This window comes from Salinispora mooreana (genome assembly GCF_000379065.1).
GTDB classification, from domain to species: Bacteria; Actinomycetota; Actinomycetes; order Mycobacteriales; family Micromonosporaceae; genus Micromonospora; species Micromonospora mooreana.
The window spans coordinates 3,748,181-3,760,290 of sequence record NZ_KB900614.1; the positions used below are offsets into that span (position 1 = coordinate 3,748,181).

General features: G+C 68.2%; 12 protein-coding genes, 2 tRNA genes, 1 other RNA gene and 4 pseudogenes. 15 read left to right on the forward strand and 4 right to left on the reverse strand.

Annotated elements, in window-relative coordinates; translation table 11 throughout:
* Nucleotides 1–153 precede the first annotated feature (153 nt).
* An RNA gene (ffs, locus tag SALPAC6_RS28050) (signal recognition particle sRNA small type) lies at nt 154–244 on the reverse strand.
* Between the two features lie 81 nt (nt 245–325).
* Between ffs and SALPAC6_RS0117815 the strand changes: the two genes are divergently transcribed.
* The 6 genes and pseudogenes from SALPAC6_RS0117815 (at nt 326) to SALPAC6_RS26245 (ending at nt 2,284) form a co-directional block, all read left to right on the forward strand.
* Nucleotides 326–410 (forward strand) — tRNA-Ser (locus SALPAC6_RS0117815).
* A gap of 417 nt (nt 411–827) precedes the next feature.
* On the forward strand, nt 828–1,007 hold the full coding sequence (locus tag SALPAC6_RS28055) for a helix-turn-helix domain-containing protein (RefSeq protein WP_397540902.1): 180 nt from the start codon (nt 828–830) through the stop codon (nt 1,005–1,007).
* Nucleotides 1,008–1,024: 17 nt separating this feature from the next.
* A pseudogene (locus SALPAC6_RS28060) lies at nt 1,025–1,206 on the forward strand (hypothetical protein).
* On the forward strand, nt 1,206–1,433 hold the full coding sequence (locus SALPAC6_RS30375) for a hypothetical protein (protein ID WP_026189797.1): 228 nt from the start codon (nt 1,206–1,208) through the stop codon (nt 1,431–1,433). Before SALPAC6_RS28060 ends, SALPAC6_RS30375 begins: the two are co-directional and overlap by 1 nt.
* Nucleotides 1,430–1,609, forward strand: a complete 180-nt coding sequence (locus tag SALPAC6_RS31045; RefSeq protein WP_026189798.1) for an eL43 family ribosomal protein — start codon at nt 1,430–1,432, stop codon at nt 1,607–1,609. The genes SALPAC6_RS30375 and SALPAC6_RS31045 overlap by 4 nt, the downstream gene beginning before the upstream one ends.
* Nucleotides 1,610–1,769: 160 nt before the next feature.
* Nucleotides 1,770–2,284 (forward strand): annotated as a pseudogene (locus SALPAC6_RS26245) (hypothetical protein).
* A 131-nt stretch (nt 2,285–2,415) separates the two neighbouring features.
* Here SALPAC6_RS26245 and SALPAC6_RS0117850 read toward each other — a convergent pair.
* Nucleotides 2,416–3,321, reverse strand: coding sequence for an endonuclease/exonuclease/phosphatase family protein (locus tag SALPAC6_RS0117850; RefSeq protein WP_020493599.1), 906 nt, complete (start codon nt 3,319–3,321; stop codon nt 2,416–2,418).
* 414 nt (nt 3,322–3,735) lie between these two features.
* On the opposite strand from SALPAC6_RS0117850, the gene SALPAC6_RS0117855 reads away from it, so the two are divergent.
* The 8 genes and pseudogenes from SALPAC6_RS0117855 (at nt 3,736) to SALPAC6_RS0117890 (ending at nt 10,994) form a co-directional block, all read left to right on the forward strand.
* Entirely contained in the window at nt 3,736–5,079 is a 1,344-nt protein-coding gene (locus SALPAC6_RS0117855) for a right-handed parallel beta-helix repeat-containing protein (protein ID WP_026189800.1), read from the forward strand.
* A gap of 181 nt (nt 5,080–5,260) precedes the next feature.
* The gene (locus SALPAC6_RS0117860; protein WP_018254734.1) at nt 5,261–6,463 is read left to right on the forward strand and encodes a right-handed parallel beta-helix repeat-containing protein; all 1,203 of its coding nucleotides are present in this window, start codon (nt 5,261–5,263) and stop codon (nt 6,461–6,463) included.
* Between the two features lie 187 nt (nt 6,464–6,650).
* Nucleotides 6,651–7,538 carry an RNA polymerase sigma factor SigJ gene (gene sigJ / locus SALPAC6_RS0117865; protein WP_026189801.1) on the forward strand — a complete coding sequence of 296 codons (888 nt, stop codon included), beginning with the start codon at nt 6,651–6,653 and terminating at the stop codon, nt 7,536–7,538.
* Between the two features lie 90 nt (nt 7,539–7,628).
* Complete coding sequence (locus SALPAC6_RS0117870) at nt 7,629–7,979, forward strand: DoxX family protein (protein WP_018254736.1); 351 nt, start codon at nt 7,629–7,631, stop codon at nt 7,977–7,979.
* 42 nt (nt 7,980–8,021) lie between these two features.
* The gene (locus SALPAC6_RS0117875) at nt 8,022–8,732 is read left to right on the forward strand and encodes a class I SAM-dependent methyltransferase (RefSeq protein ID WP_018254737.1); all 711 of its coding nucleotides are present in this window, start codon (nt 8,022–8,024) and stop codon (nt 8,730–8,732) included.
* A gap of 17 nt (nt 8,733–8,749) precedes the next feature.
* Complete coding sequence (locus SALPAC6_RS0117880; protein WP_018254738.1) at nt 8,750–9,664, forward strand: aminoglycoside phosphotransferase family protein; 915 nt, start codon at nt 8,750–8,752, stop codon at nt 9,662–9,664.
* 56 nt (nt 9,665–9,720) lie between these two features.
* Nucleotides 9,721–10,285 (forward strand): annotated as a pseudogene (locus SALPAC6_RS28075) (hypothetical protein).
* Nucleotides 10,286–10,382: 97 nt separating this feature from the next.
* Nucleotides 10,383–10,994, forward strand: a complete 612-nt coding sequence (locus SALPAC6_RS0117890) for a hypothetical protein (RefSeq protein ID WP_018254740.1) — start codon at nt 10,383–10,385, stop codon at nt 10,992–10,994.
* On the opposite strand, the gene SALPAC6_RS0117895 is transcribed toward SALPAC6_RS0117890, so the two are convergent.
* A complete protein-coding gene (locus SALPAC6_RS0117895) occupies nt 10,978–11,358 on the reverse strand; it encodes a YccF domain-containing protein (RefSeq protein WP_018254741.1) in 381 nt (126 codons plus the stop codon). The genes SALPAC6_RS0117890 and SALPAC6_RS0117895 overlap by 17 nt on opposite strands.
* Nucleotides 11,359–11,656: 298 nt before the next feature.
* On the opposite strand from SALPAC6_RS0117895, the pseudogene SALPAC6_RS28080 reads away from it, so the two are divergent.
* Nucleotides 11,657–11,897: pseudogene (locus SALPAC6_RS28080) on the forward strand (hypothetical protein); the annotation flags it as partial.
* 49 nt (nt 11,898–11,946) lie between these two features.
* On the opposite strand, the gene SALPAC6_RS0117910 reads toward SALPAC6_RS28080, so the two are convergent.
* Nucleotides 11,947–12,036: transfer RNA gene (locus tag SALPAC6_RS0117910), tRNA-Ser, on the reverse strand.
* Nucleotides 12,037–12,110 lie beyond the last annotated feature (74 nt).

Sequence of the window (12,110 nt, forward strand, 5' to 3'; positions counted from 1 at the left end):
CCTCTCGACCGAGCCATTCTGCGTCGGTCCGGCCCGGGTGACCACCCGCCCCGCTGACTCCGCGGCAAGGAAGGAACCAGATTGACGCCCGCGTTAGCAGAAGGAGCCCTTGCTGACAAGGCAGCTCAGCGGCAGGTGCCGACGGCGGCACCGAAAGGCCCCCCGTGCACCCGCCAGAGCCCGCTTATCCTTGCTGCCTTCCGGCCCTGGGGAGGTTCACGAGATGCACGCCGCACGGGGGGTGCACACAGCCTACCCGACCGATTGTCGATCACCGGGGGGTGGTGGGGTGGGGGCCCCCGGCGGGACCTGTATCCTGTTCGGCGGAGGATTCGCCTAGAGGCCTAGGGCGCACGCTTGGAAAGCGTGTTGGGTTCACACCCTCACGAGTTCGAATCTCGTATCCTCCGCTCGCGGTAACCGCGCAAAAGCGCAGGTCAGGCCCCGGTTTACGCCGGGGCCTGACGATCTTTAGGGGGCATGGCGGGGGCAGGGGTCACTCCGCAGGCTTCCCAGGCCTCTGCGACAACCGCTTCAATACCCCCGCTACATACCCTTCGCATAGCCCCCACGCCGGGCCTCCTCCAGTTCGGCGGCGAGCTGTTCGCGGAGGTGCACCTCCAGCAGGCGCCGCTGCTCGACGACCGCTAGTCGAACATATGTGCCAACAGAATGGGAGGGGGTTCCCGCAGCGCGTCGTGAATTAGGGCTGAGGTAGGGGTCAAGGTGCGCGACGGGGTCACGTCGGCTTGTGACGACCCGTCACCGATTGATCACTTTGCCGGTCAATTGTAATAGCAGATCCACAAGCGACGGGCAATGCGCGCCTGACACTGCGGCAGTTGGGCGTGGCGGTCAGCTACGGCAAAAGCTTGTTGCACCAGCTGGAGACCGGCCGCACCCGGCCAACAGTGGATGTCGCCACGCGATTGGACGACGCCCTAGCCGCGGGCGGGGCCCTGGCCGCTCTGGGTGGTGACACTGGTGCCGTTGCCGCCTCGACCTGATCGAGGGGAGCACGCGCATGATCCGGCTACTCCGCCGACTCCGCCGTCGCCGGCCCGCACGGCTGGACGCGGTCGGCCCCGCTACCCGGTACGCGGCACGGCCGGCGCCTACTCCCCGCTTCACAACCTGCCGACGGTCATCTTCGACAGCCGGCCGCTGTTGACCCCGCTTGCCCGACTGCGGGCTAACCGCCGGTGATGGCCATCCACACCCGGCCCCGCCCCGGCCTGTCGACGGTCCAGCTACATAACCGGATGATCCTGTCCGCCCGGCGGATCATCACCGAGCACTGGCCGCGGGTCGACCGGTGCCCGATCTGCGGGTCCGGGTGGCCGTGCCGGCCCACCGAGACCGCCCACGGCTACCTCGCCACGGCCGGGCAGGGCAACTGGGCGCCCCCGCAATGCGCCGGGAGCAGGCGTTGAGTCCCGCCGACGCGACCGTCCGCCGGTGGTGGCGGGACCTGCACGAGCATCGGCAGGTCGACGGTCGCTGCCCGGTGTGCGGCACCCCGCGGCGGTGCTGGCCGTGGGCGGAGGCATACGCCGGGCTGCTCACCCCCGGCCTACTCGGCTCACCCCTATCTCTGGAGGCGACGTGAAACCTGCAACCGATCCAGGCTGGAGGCCCAGCCAGGGCAGATCACGGCGTCGGCGCCACGCCTGACCGCGATGCGCTGGAGCCGCGCCCCGCCCACCCCGCCGGTACACTGGCCCGGCCCGTGAGCAGCCACGATCCCCCGGATAGATCAGAGAGCGCCCGTGCAGGTAACCCAGGCCCTGGACGTGATGACTGCCATCCTCCGGGCAGCCGAGCACCCCGACATCGTCGAGGTCACCCGCTACGGCGCCGACACCCAGCCGGGCGGACAGACGCCCCCGGGAATCAAGATCAGACACCAGTCCGGGACCGCCGCCATGCTGTGGGCCGGCGTACCACCGCGTGACGCCACGCCGGTACCGCTGCCCACTGGGCCGCTGCCGCCGAAGCAGCGCGCCGCCCGAATCCTCGTGCTCGCCCAGCAACTCCTGGATGTCGCCCGGCCCGAGGTGTTCACCTCATGGGAGCTGTGCCAACAGCCCGGTGTGGAGGTGCCGGTTGCTGCCGCGATCCGCATCACTGCCAGCGACCGTTCGGTGGTCTACCTCCGAGCTACCGCGGCATCCGGGGGCACGTCCGAGCCCGAGACCGACCCGTATCCGGACTACCAGATCCCCCAGGGAGTCAGGCGGGGCATCGTCTCAGTGCTCCGCATGCGGAGCCCGCGTCAGTGTGAGCCCCGGCAAGTCCTGCCCACCGCATCAGGCGATGGGTGATCGCGCCCGCTGCCCGGGCTCCGGACAGCCCACCATGTGACAGCAAACAGCCTCGCTCTCCAAGGCTTGGGGGTTCGGCTGCCCGTATCGGTCAAGCGATCTTCATGCTGTAGACGAGCGGGTAGTGGTCGGAAAAGGCGGTGGTGGTGACCGCGCACCAGCGCCATGGTCGACTACTGAACACGTAGTCAATCTTGCTTCCGTATATGCTCGTTGGGCGGCCGCCACCTGCCGGGTTCGTCTGGTCACACTCGCGATACTGTGGATAGGGATTGCCACCCTTGGCGTCCCAGATCCAACCACGGTCCGGGGCGTTCTCGTCGTCTATCGGGTAGACGTGGTCCGGCGGGAGAAGGTTGAAGTCGCCGCCGAAGGCTATGTTGCTGTAGTCATCAACAACGTTCTTGATGTCTCCGAGCTGGTCGTCGGAGTATTCCCAGGTGGCGTCCCGGGTGTCGCTGCCTCGCGGAGACAGGTGAACGTTGCAGAGCCGAATGTTGTTGAAGTAGGTGGCGGTCGCGCAGTGGAACGGACGCTGCTGGCCGTCCCACGGCTGCGTTGTCGCGATGAGCTCGGCGTTCGACAAGCCCGCCTTGATGACGATGGCGGTGCCGATGCGGTCTGGGCGTGAGCTGTTGTCCTCACCGCACCGATTGTCGGTCAGCACACCCCTACTGGCCCACTGATAAGGAGCGAAGCTGCGAGTCCAGCCCGAGCCGAGCGTGGTCATCAGACTCACGAGATCGTCCTCACAGATCTCCTGGAGCAGCATGGCCTGCACGTAGTTGTCCTGGACTTGCTCTTGGATCACGGCGAGCTTGTTCGCCCAGGCTCCGAAGCCGCTGCACCCCCAGCTCGCCCGCTGGGAACCGCAGATGTTCCACGACAGGAGCTGAAGATTGGTGCCAGCTGGCGCGGCTGCCAGCGCGGGTACCGCCGGTAACAGCGTGGTGAGCGCGAGGAGTACGCCGAAGACCCCGCTGCGAAGTTTCTGCATGTTCGGACACATTATTAGGGAATTATAGATCAAGTCTACGGCGGTGCTGCCCGGCCGCGGCGCCAAGGGCTCACTCGCCGGTCGCGTTGACCCGGACCGTGGCCGGTACACCGACTGTCTCCCCGCCACCGGTCACCTGGTGACCGTGTCCTGGAGTTGGCACCACGGTGGGGCGGACCAGGGAGATCAGGAAGCCGCGAGTCGCCGGGCTTCCCTACCGGAGGGTCGGCAGAGTGCCCAACAGCAGTGGGCTTCACCCTTTTGGGAGCCTTTGTCGTGTTCATGTTCTTTTAGGTGTTTTGTCGGTTTAACTCGGACCGGTTGCTACCGCCGGCCTGGGTAGCCGAGGAACACCGCGCTGGCCCCGAGCTGGTTGGTTCCTCGCCGTTCGCAGGGAAGGACACCGAGACCGCGATGACCGACCAGCGCCACACCCGCCGACCGGACCCGGAACAGCGCGCGGATGGTAGCCGAACGAGATCCCGATGGTGGAGTGTTGGACTGGCCGGCATGACCGGCCTGGCCCTGACCACCGTCGCTGTCGCCCCAGCAGCCAACGCTGCCGGACGCACCCCCACCGCCGCCGACGGCCAGCCCTCCACCGGCTCTCACCGCGATGACGACCGGAGCCCGAGTGACAAGGGGAAGAAGGAGAAGAAGTCGAAGGGCACCCCGGTGCCCTGCGACGCGGACTTGCTGACCGCCGCGATCACCCTCGCCAACGCCCGCGGCGGCGCCGTCCTCGACCTAGCCGAGGACTGCACCTACACGCTGACCGACAGCCTGCCGACGATCGTCGTCCCGCTCGTCCTCAACGGCGGCAAGAAGACCACCATCACCCGCGCCGCCGCTGTCGGGAATTTCCGGATCCTCAACGTCGGCACCGGCGGCGACCTGGGCCTTAACCATCTCACCATCACTGGTGGCCAGACCGCCGGTGATGGCGCGGGAGTCTTCGTCGAACCCGGCGGCCAGCTGACCGTAAGGCACAGCACCATCACCGGCAATATCGCCGGGGACGAGGGCGGCGGGATCGCCAACAACGGCACCACCCGCATCGAGCACTCCACCATCGACCGGAATACCGGGGATATTGGCGCCGGAGTCGCCAACACCGGGCTGCTCACGATCACCAAGTCCCAGGTGAGCCAGAACACCGCCATCGAGGAGGGCGGCGGCGTCGCCAGCACCGGCGGCACGGTGGAGGTGTGGAAGAGCGCCGTGAAAGCCAACCAATCCGCACTCTATGGCGGCCTGGCACTAGCTGACACCATCGGCACCATCACCGACACCCACATCACCCAGAACAACGCCGAGGAGGGCGGCGGCATTCGGGCCTTTGGCGGCCAGCTCACCCTGCGTTCCGTCGGGTTGGGCCAGAACGCGGCGACGAACGGCCGCGCCGGTGGCCTTCTGGTCGATCCCGGCACGGCCGCCGTCGTGGCGGACAGCACCATCACCGGGAACACGGCCACCGGCGACGGCGGCGGCATCGTCAACACCGCAACCCTGGTGGCACGCCACACGAAGGTCATCGGAAACCAGTCGGGGGACCAGGGCGGCGGCATCTACAACACCGACGGCGCCACGCTCACCCTCTTCACCGCCAAGGTTGTCAAGAACATTGCCGTCACCGACGGCGGCGGCATCTTCAACGAGCTGGGCGGCACGGTCGAGCTGAACACCGCGACCGGCACGGTCGTGATCAAGAACCGACCGAACAACTGCTCCGGTGATGTACCGGGCTGCGTTGGGTAGAAATCCGAGCACGTCGAATTGACGGGCCCCGTTCCGCCGCCTGTCAGGAGGAACGGGGCCCTCCTCCTACGCTGAGGAAGGATCCCAGAGCACGATGAATTCTCCATGCCCCGCGCGCAGGCCCGGCAACCCGGATGGAAATCGAACGAGATCACGATGGTGGGCGGTCGGGCTGGTCGGCATGACCGGACTGGCCCTCACCACCACCACCGTCGGCGTCGCCACCCCGGCCGCCGGCGCTGCGGGTAGTGCTGCCACCACCACCGATAACCAGCGGAAGCCGAAGGGCACCCCGGTGCCCTGCGACACCGACGCCCTGATCGCCGCGATCACCCTCGCCAACGCCCGCGGCGGCGCCACCCTCAACCTCGCCACAGACTGCACCTACCTCCTCACCGCCGACATCGACGGCGCCGGCCTACCCGCCATCACCACCCCGATCACCCTCAACGGCGGCACACACACCACCATCGAACGTGCAGCCGCCGCCGACGAGTTCCGCATCCTCACCGTCAACGCCGGCGGCGACCTCACCCTCAACAAACTCACCATCGCCGGCGGAAACACCACCGAGGCTGGCGGCGCAATCCTCGTCAACTCCGGCGGCGCCGCCACCGTAAAGCACAGCACAATCGTCCGTAACATCGCCGCAGGCGGCGGCGCCATCACCAACTCGGGAACGACCACTGTCCAGCAGTCAACCATCAGCGGAAACATCGCCAGCACCGGCGGGGGGATAACCAACTTCGGCGCGCTTTCAATCACGAAATCACACGTGGATGGCAATACCGCCACCAACGTCGGTGGTGGCATCGCCAATTCCGGTAGCGGCTCGATACAGGTCACGCGAAGCACTGTCAACGGCAATCGCAGTCAGGGGTCCGGCGGTGGGTTATTCCTGGCTACCAGCGGGGCCAGCACCCTGACCAAGACGGAGATCTCGCGCAACACCGGCCAGGACTCCGGGGGCATCTTCACCGTAACCGGCCCACTCACACTCCGGTTCGTCACCCTTGATAGCAACACCGCGACCGCCGGCGATGGCGGCGGCATCAGAATTATTGGTGGAACCACAGCCGTCGTCGAGGACAGCACCATCACGAACAACAACGCCACCGCGGCTTCCGGTGGCGGAGTCAGAAACGGGGGCACCCTGCTGGTGCGACGCACGAAGGTCGCCGGCAATACGGCGAACCAGGGTGGCGGAATCGACAACGGCAATGTGGCCACCCTCTTCGACACGAAGGTCACCAGGAACGTCGCCACCACTGACGGTGGGGGAATCTTCAACGCTGGCACGGTCGAACTGAACACTGCTACCGGCACCATCGTTGTCGGTAACCGTCCGAACAACTGCGTCAACGTCCCTGGCTGCGCCGGCTAGCGACCCCAATCGGCGCCGACCCACGTAGGGGCTCCCGGCCGACTCCCGACTGGTCAGCGGTCCGTGCCACCGTGCCCGGCCGCTGACCAGCGTCGGGCACGGCGGCCACCGCCCCCTGCCCAGCCGACTCGCGATATCCGAGGGCGAGCCGGACCGCGCCGGTGAGTTTCGGGGCAACACCCGGATCATGGGTCGGGTGGCTGAGGAAGTGGCAGGGGCCCGGCACGAGGCACCCTTCATGAGGCACCGTGGCCTGTTGTACGCGGTCGCGTACCGAACACTCGGCAGCGCCAAGGAGGCCGAGGACGTGGTGCAGGAGACCTGGCTGCGGTGGAGTCGGGTCGATCCGGCCACCGTCGTGGACCCCGAGGCGTTCCTGGTTCGGGTGACCATCCGGCTGGCGATCGACGAGCTACGCAGCGCCCGGGTACGGCGGGAGGCGTACCTCGGTCCGTGGCTGCCGGAGCCCATCCTCACGCGACCGGACGTCGCCGACGACGTGGTCCTCGCCGATTCCGTCTCCACCGCACTACTGCTCGTCCTGGAGACGTTGTCCCCGCTGGAACGTGCGGTGTTCGTGTTGAGGAAGGCCTTCGGATACCCGTACGCCGAGATCGCGCAGCTCCTGGGCCGCAGCGAGCCGGCGGTACGGCAGCTTGCGCACCGGGCCCGGAAGGCGGTGGAGAACCGCCACCGCCGATATGACAGCGACCCGGGTACCCGACAGCAGGTGACCGAGCGGTTCCTGGCCGCCTGTTCCGGTGGCGACATCACCGCACTGATCGCCGTTCTGGCCCCGGACGTAACGATGGTCAGCGACGGCGGCGGCTTCACGGGTGCGCCGCGCAAGCCCATTCACGGTTCGGACCTGGTGTCCCGGGCCATCGTCGTGCTCTCCCGGCAGCAGCCGGCCGGTTCGACGGTCGGGGTGCTACCCGTCAACGGTGGCCCCGGCGTGGTGGTCCGCTGTGACGGGGAGACCGTGCTCGTGATGACCCTGCACCTGGTGGCGGGTCTGGTCCGGACCATCCACGTGGTCAGCAACCCGCAGAAGCTGACCGGGACAGTCGGGTGATCCAACTCACCCGTGACCGCGTCACCACTCGGGTCACCATCTCGTCCGTGAACGACTGACCAATATCCCTGTCCCGCACCGGAGGCAACGATGTTCGCAACGTATCTTGTCGTAACCCTGCTCGCCTCGGCCCTCAACGGTTCGGCCGCCGTCGCCAACCTGATCGGGCACGAGTATCCGAAGACGGAGGCGGACCGCAACCGGGTGCCCCGGTCGTGGGTACGGCCACTAGGGGTGCTCCTCGGCGCCGGTGCGCTCGGCCTGCTGGCCGGGATCGTCGTGCCAGTCCTGGGCACTCTCGCGGCGGCCGGTCTGGTCCTGTACTTCCTCGGCGCGCTGGGCGTACACGTGCGGGCCGGCAACTTTCGGCTCGGTGCCTGGGCACTCTTCTTCGTGGTCGCTCTCGCCGCATTCACCGTCAGCCTCGCTTATCATCGGTGAAACCCATGAATAGCCCGCGCCGCTGCGTGTAGAACTGGCGACATGACCGAGGCCGTGGGACCGGGACCGCAGTACGACGCGTTCGCCGACGAGTTCTTGGAGCACGCACGCGAGGGCCTCTACAACGCCCACTACGACCGGCCGGCCTGCCTGCGGCTGCTCGGTGAGGTCGCTGGGCGCACGGTGCTGGATGTGGCCTGCGGTCCCGGGCTCTACGCCGAGGAGTTGGTCGCCCGGGGTGCCCGGGTGGTCGGGCTGGACCAGAGTCCGCGCATGGTCCAGTTGTGCCGAGAGCGCGTCCCCGCCGGCGTCTTCCACGTACACGATCTTGCTGAACCGCTGCACTGGCTGCCGGACGCCTCGGTGGACCTGGTCTTGTTCGCGCTCGGGCTGGAGTATGTCGATGACCGGACCTCGGCGCTGCGGGAGTTGCGGCGGGTGTTGCGGCCGGACGGCGCGCTCGTGCTGTCCCGGCTGCACCCCACCGGTGACTGGCTTCGACACGGTGGCAGCTACTTCGACGAGCGCGTTATCGAAGAGACCTGGAGCAGGGGCTGGCAGGTGCGTTATTGGCTGGCCCCGCTGGAGCGGACCTGCGAAGAGCTACACGAAGCAGGCTTTCTGATCGAGCGGCTGCTGGAGCCACGGCCGACCACCGAAGCGGCGCTGGTCGACCGAGAACGCTACGAGCGCCTGCTACGGGAGCCGATCGGGTTCCTCGCGATCCGGGCGCTGCCAACCCCGGGGTGGTAGCGGATACAGTGCTCCGCATGACCAACGTTGACCATGAGGTCACCGCGGAGTTGATCCGGGAGTTGGTACGCGACCAGCACCCCGATCTCGCCGAGCGCCCGATCCGGTTCGGCGCGCGGGGGTGGGACAACCAACTGTGGCGGCTCGGTGACGACCTGGCCGTCCGGCTTCCGTGGGCTACGGAGTTCGCGGACACGCTGCTCCACAAGGAACACGCCTGGGTACCGACCCTGGCCTCACGCCTACCGTTGCCGGTCCCCGTCCCGCAGCGGCTCGGCGTACCCTCCGAACGATTCCCTCGGTCGTGGCTCATCTCCACCTGGATTCCGGGAGCCCCCGCCGACCAGGCCCCGGTCACGCGCCCCCTCGACGCAGCCAGGTCGCTGGCCACCTTCTTGACAGCGCTACACCAACCCGCCCCCAGCGGGGCACCTGCCGGCCGGGACCGGGGTGGGCCGCTGGTTGACCAGTCCGAGCGGTTCGCCGGGGCACTCGCCGCCGCCACCGAACGTGGGCTGGTCGACGAGCCGGACGAGGTCCGCGCCGTCTGGCAGGAGGCGGTTGCCGCTCCGCCCTGGACCGGCCCACCGCTCTGGCTCCACGCCGACCTGCACGCGGCCAACGTTCTCACCGCCGATGGCACCCTCTGCGGAGTGATCGACTTTGGCGACCTCTGCACCGGTGATCCCGCTTATGACCTCGCCGCCGGGTGGCTGCTGCTGCCCGCCGGTATCGACCATTTCCACGCGGCATACGAGCCGGCCCCCGACCCCGCCACCCTGCGCCGGGCCCGCGGTTGGGCGACAGTGCGCGCCCTCGACTGCATCATCATCGGTGACAACGGCGTCCACGGCCGCCCCGGCGGCAAGCCCTCCTGGGGCCCACCGGCACACGCCGCCCTACGCCGCCTCACCACCTCGGTGCGCAGGTAGCCGCCAAGATGTTGGGGAGCGCACTTAGCGCCCCCAACGGCGGCAGTGGTGGTGCAATGATGCCCGTCATGGTCACGAGTTCTGTTCCGTTGGGCCGGCCCTTCTGGACGTTCTGGAGCGCCACCACCCTCGCCAACGTCGGTGACGGCATCCGACTGGCCGCTCTCCCCCTGCTCGCCACGTCGCTGACCGCCAACCCGATCGCGGTGGCCGCGGTAACCGCGGCCCAGTCCCTGCCGTGGCTGGTGACCGGCCGGCGCCGCGCTGCCCTTCGCGGTGAACGGGGCGTCCCTCGCCCTGGCCGTCATGCTTCTGCTGACTCTGCCGATCAGCATCGCCGCCCGGCCATCGCAGGTCGCGCCAAAGCAGGCCAGCCTGGGCGTGGTGGCGGGTCTGCGCTGGCTGTCAGGCCAGCGGGTGCTGCGAACACTCGCGTTGGTCACCGCCCGTACGATTGCGGCCGGCCGTACCCTGAGCTTCAGCGCCGCCGCCGGCGGCGCGCTGCTCGGCGGTGTCCTCACGGCAACAATCGGGATCGACGCGCCCTTCGTCTTCAGCGCCCTGGTCGCGGTCCTGGCGACTACCGCCTGGTGGCTCGTGTCCCGGCCCACCCCGAGCTGAGCAGGGATACTGAGGGCGTGCAGCGGAGTGGGCAACCAACGGAGGCGAAGCTGGCAGGGCTCTTCGTACACATGTCTCATCCACAGCCTGTGGACGCATGAGTTACCAGCTCAGCGCGATCATCGCGGACGTCGGACTGCTGCACGGGGAGACCGGCGGGCTGGATCACGCGGTCCTCGGCAACCTACGCCAGGACTTCGCCCTACTGCCGGTGACCCCGCAACTGATCGAGGAGCTGACCGGGGCGCCGCCGGACTACGCCGTCGAGGAGCTCACCCCGGAGCGCCCGTTCACGCTGGTTCTCTCCACCACGCTGACCGAGACCCTGGCCGACTGGTCGCGGCAGGGGCCGGTGGCGTACGTCGAGGCGGAGTTCACCGGCGGCGTCGGACACCAGGCAGCGGCGGTGTGGCTCGGCGGTCAGCGGTCCTGGGGGCCGCGCTTCGACTCGGTGTTCGATGGGCCGCGTGGGCAGTGGCCGATCAACGCCGCCCTGGTCGAGGTGGGGGTGGAGCCGGGCCCGTGGGTTGACCTCTTCGCCGAGCTCGGCCTGCACGTGGAGCGGAACACCGCCGGCTGGCTGGCGCACGGGCGTCGGGGGTTGGGGGCCGACTACTGGGACGAGTTGGTCGAAGAGTGGGAGCGGCGTGAAGCCGAGGCCACCCAGCGCCCCGAGCCGGGTGGGTTTCGGTTCAGCGAACCTCGATGACCTCCTGGCCGAGCGGCCAGAATGCCGCCGGTACGAGCTTGAAGTTGGCGATGCCGAACGGAATGCCGATGATCGTGACGCAGAGGGACACCCCGGCGATCAGGTGCGACAGCGCCAGCCACCAGCCGGCCAACAGCACCCAGAGCACGTTCGCCAGCCCGGAGGCGACGCCCGCCCCCGGCTTGGTGACCAGGGTGCGGCCGAAGGGCCACAGCGAGTACGAAGCCAGCCGCAGCGAGGCGACCCCGAACGGGATGGTGATGACGAGGGCGAAGCAGATCAACGCGGCGACGAAGTAGCCGAAGGCCAGCACGATTCCGCCGCCGAAGATGAGCCACAGCACGTTCAGGACGAATCGAATCATGCTCCTAGCGTGACGCACGGCCGCCACCTCGCCGGCCTCGCGTACCGCCTCCGGTGCCGGCCCATGCCCATGTACACTTTGTACTTTCATCTCCTGATGATCCCCCCATCCCGCTGATGCAGCTCGTAGCCGGCGTCCGGGCTTCACGATCCGCACCGTTGGTGTCTAGTTCGGACTGTTCGCTCGCCTGGCCGAGGGACGGACGGCACCGTGACCGAAGCCGCCGCCGAGTCCGGCTGGACGCATGCGCGTCCCTGGGGCCACTGGAGAAAGCCGGTGCTGGCTACGCAACTCCGAGCTGGCCGAACAGTTCCTCAACGAGGAGCGCACCGGCCCACCGAAGGCCGCCCTGACGGGGATGAACATGCTCGTCGAGACCGAGGGCGACAAGAACTACTCCGGCACCGAGTACGTGAGCTGGCTCGGCGACGCCGGTGTCGTTGAGGCTCGGGTCATGGCCTTCGACGCGCCGTGCGAACGGCGCGGTAGTGACCCGCCGGCCCTGCCATCACAAACCGAGCCTAACGATCTTCAAATAGCGAAGCCCGGCTGGTCCTTCCGGACCGACCGGGCGTCTCGCCTGCTCAATGGCGGTGGTGGCGGGATTTGAACCCGCGGAGGGCGTAAACCCTCACACGCTTTCGAGGCGTGCTCCTTAGGCCACTCGGACACACCACCGCCGAGTAGGCTACAGGACCGCCCGACGGAAAGCCCAACCGGTACGGCGCCGGGGGTGGGCTGGCAGAATCCCT

What these genes read in the sequence shown, in the direction of transcription:
- SALPAC6_RS0117890 (WP_018254740.1), top strand. Translation starts at nt 10,383, where the DNA reads ATGAGTTACCAGCTCAGCGCGATCATCGCGGACGTCGGACTGCTGCAC.
- SALPAC6_RS0117855 (WP_026189800.1), top strand. Translation starts at nt 3,736, where the DNA reads ATGACCGACCAGCGCCACACCCGCCGACCGGACCCGGAACAGCGCGCG.
- SALPAC6_RS0117870 (WP_018254736.1), top strand. Translation starts at nt 7,629, where the DNA reads ATGTTCGCAACGTATCTTGTCGTAACCCTGCTCGCCTCGGCCCTCAAC.
- SALPAC6_RS0117880 (WP_018254738.1), top strand. Translation starts at nt 8,750, where the DNA reads ATGACCAACGTTGACCATGAGGTCACCGCGGAGTTGATCCGGGAGTTG.
- sigJ (WP_026189801.1), top strand. Translation starts at nt 6,651, where the DNA reads ATGGGTCGGGTGGCTGAGGAAGTGGCAGGGGCCCGGCACGAGGCACCC.
- SALPAC6_RS0117895 (WP_018254741.1), bottom strand. Translation starts at nt 11,358, where the DNA reads ATGATTCGATTCGTCCTGAACGTGCTGTGGCTCATCTTCGGCGGCGGA.
- SALPAC6_RS30375 (WP_026189797.1), top strand. Translation starts at nt 1,206, where the DNA reads ATGGCCATCCACACCCGGCCCCGCCCCGGCCTGTCGACGGTCCAGCTA.
- SALPAC6_RS0117850 (WP_020493599.1), bottom strand. Translation starts at nt 3,321, where the DNA reads ATGCAGAAACTTCGCAGCGGGGTCTTCGGCGTACTCCTCGCGCTCACC.
- SALPAC6_RS0117860 (WP_018254734.1), top strand. Translation starts at nt 5,261, where the DNA reads ATGACCGGACTGGCCCTCACCACCACCACCGTCGGCGTCGCCACCCCG.
- SALPAC6_RS0117875 (WP_018254737.1), top strand. Translation starts at nt 8,022, where the DNA reads ATGACCGAGGCCGTGGGACCGGGACCGCAGTACGACGCGTTCGCCGAC.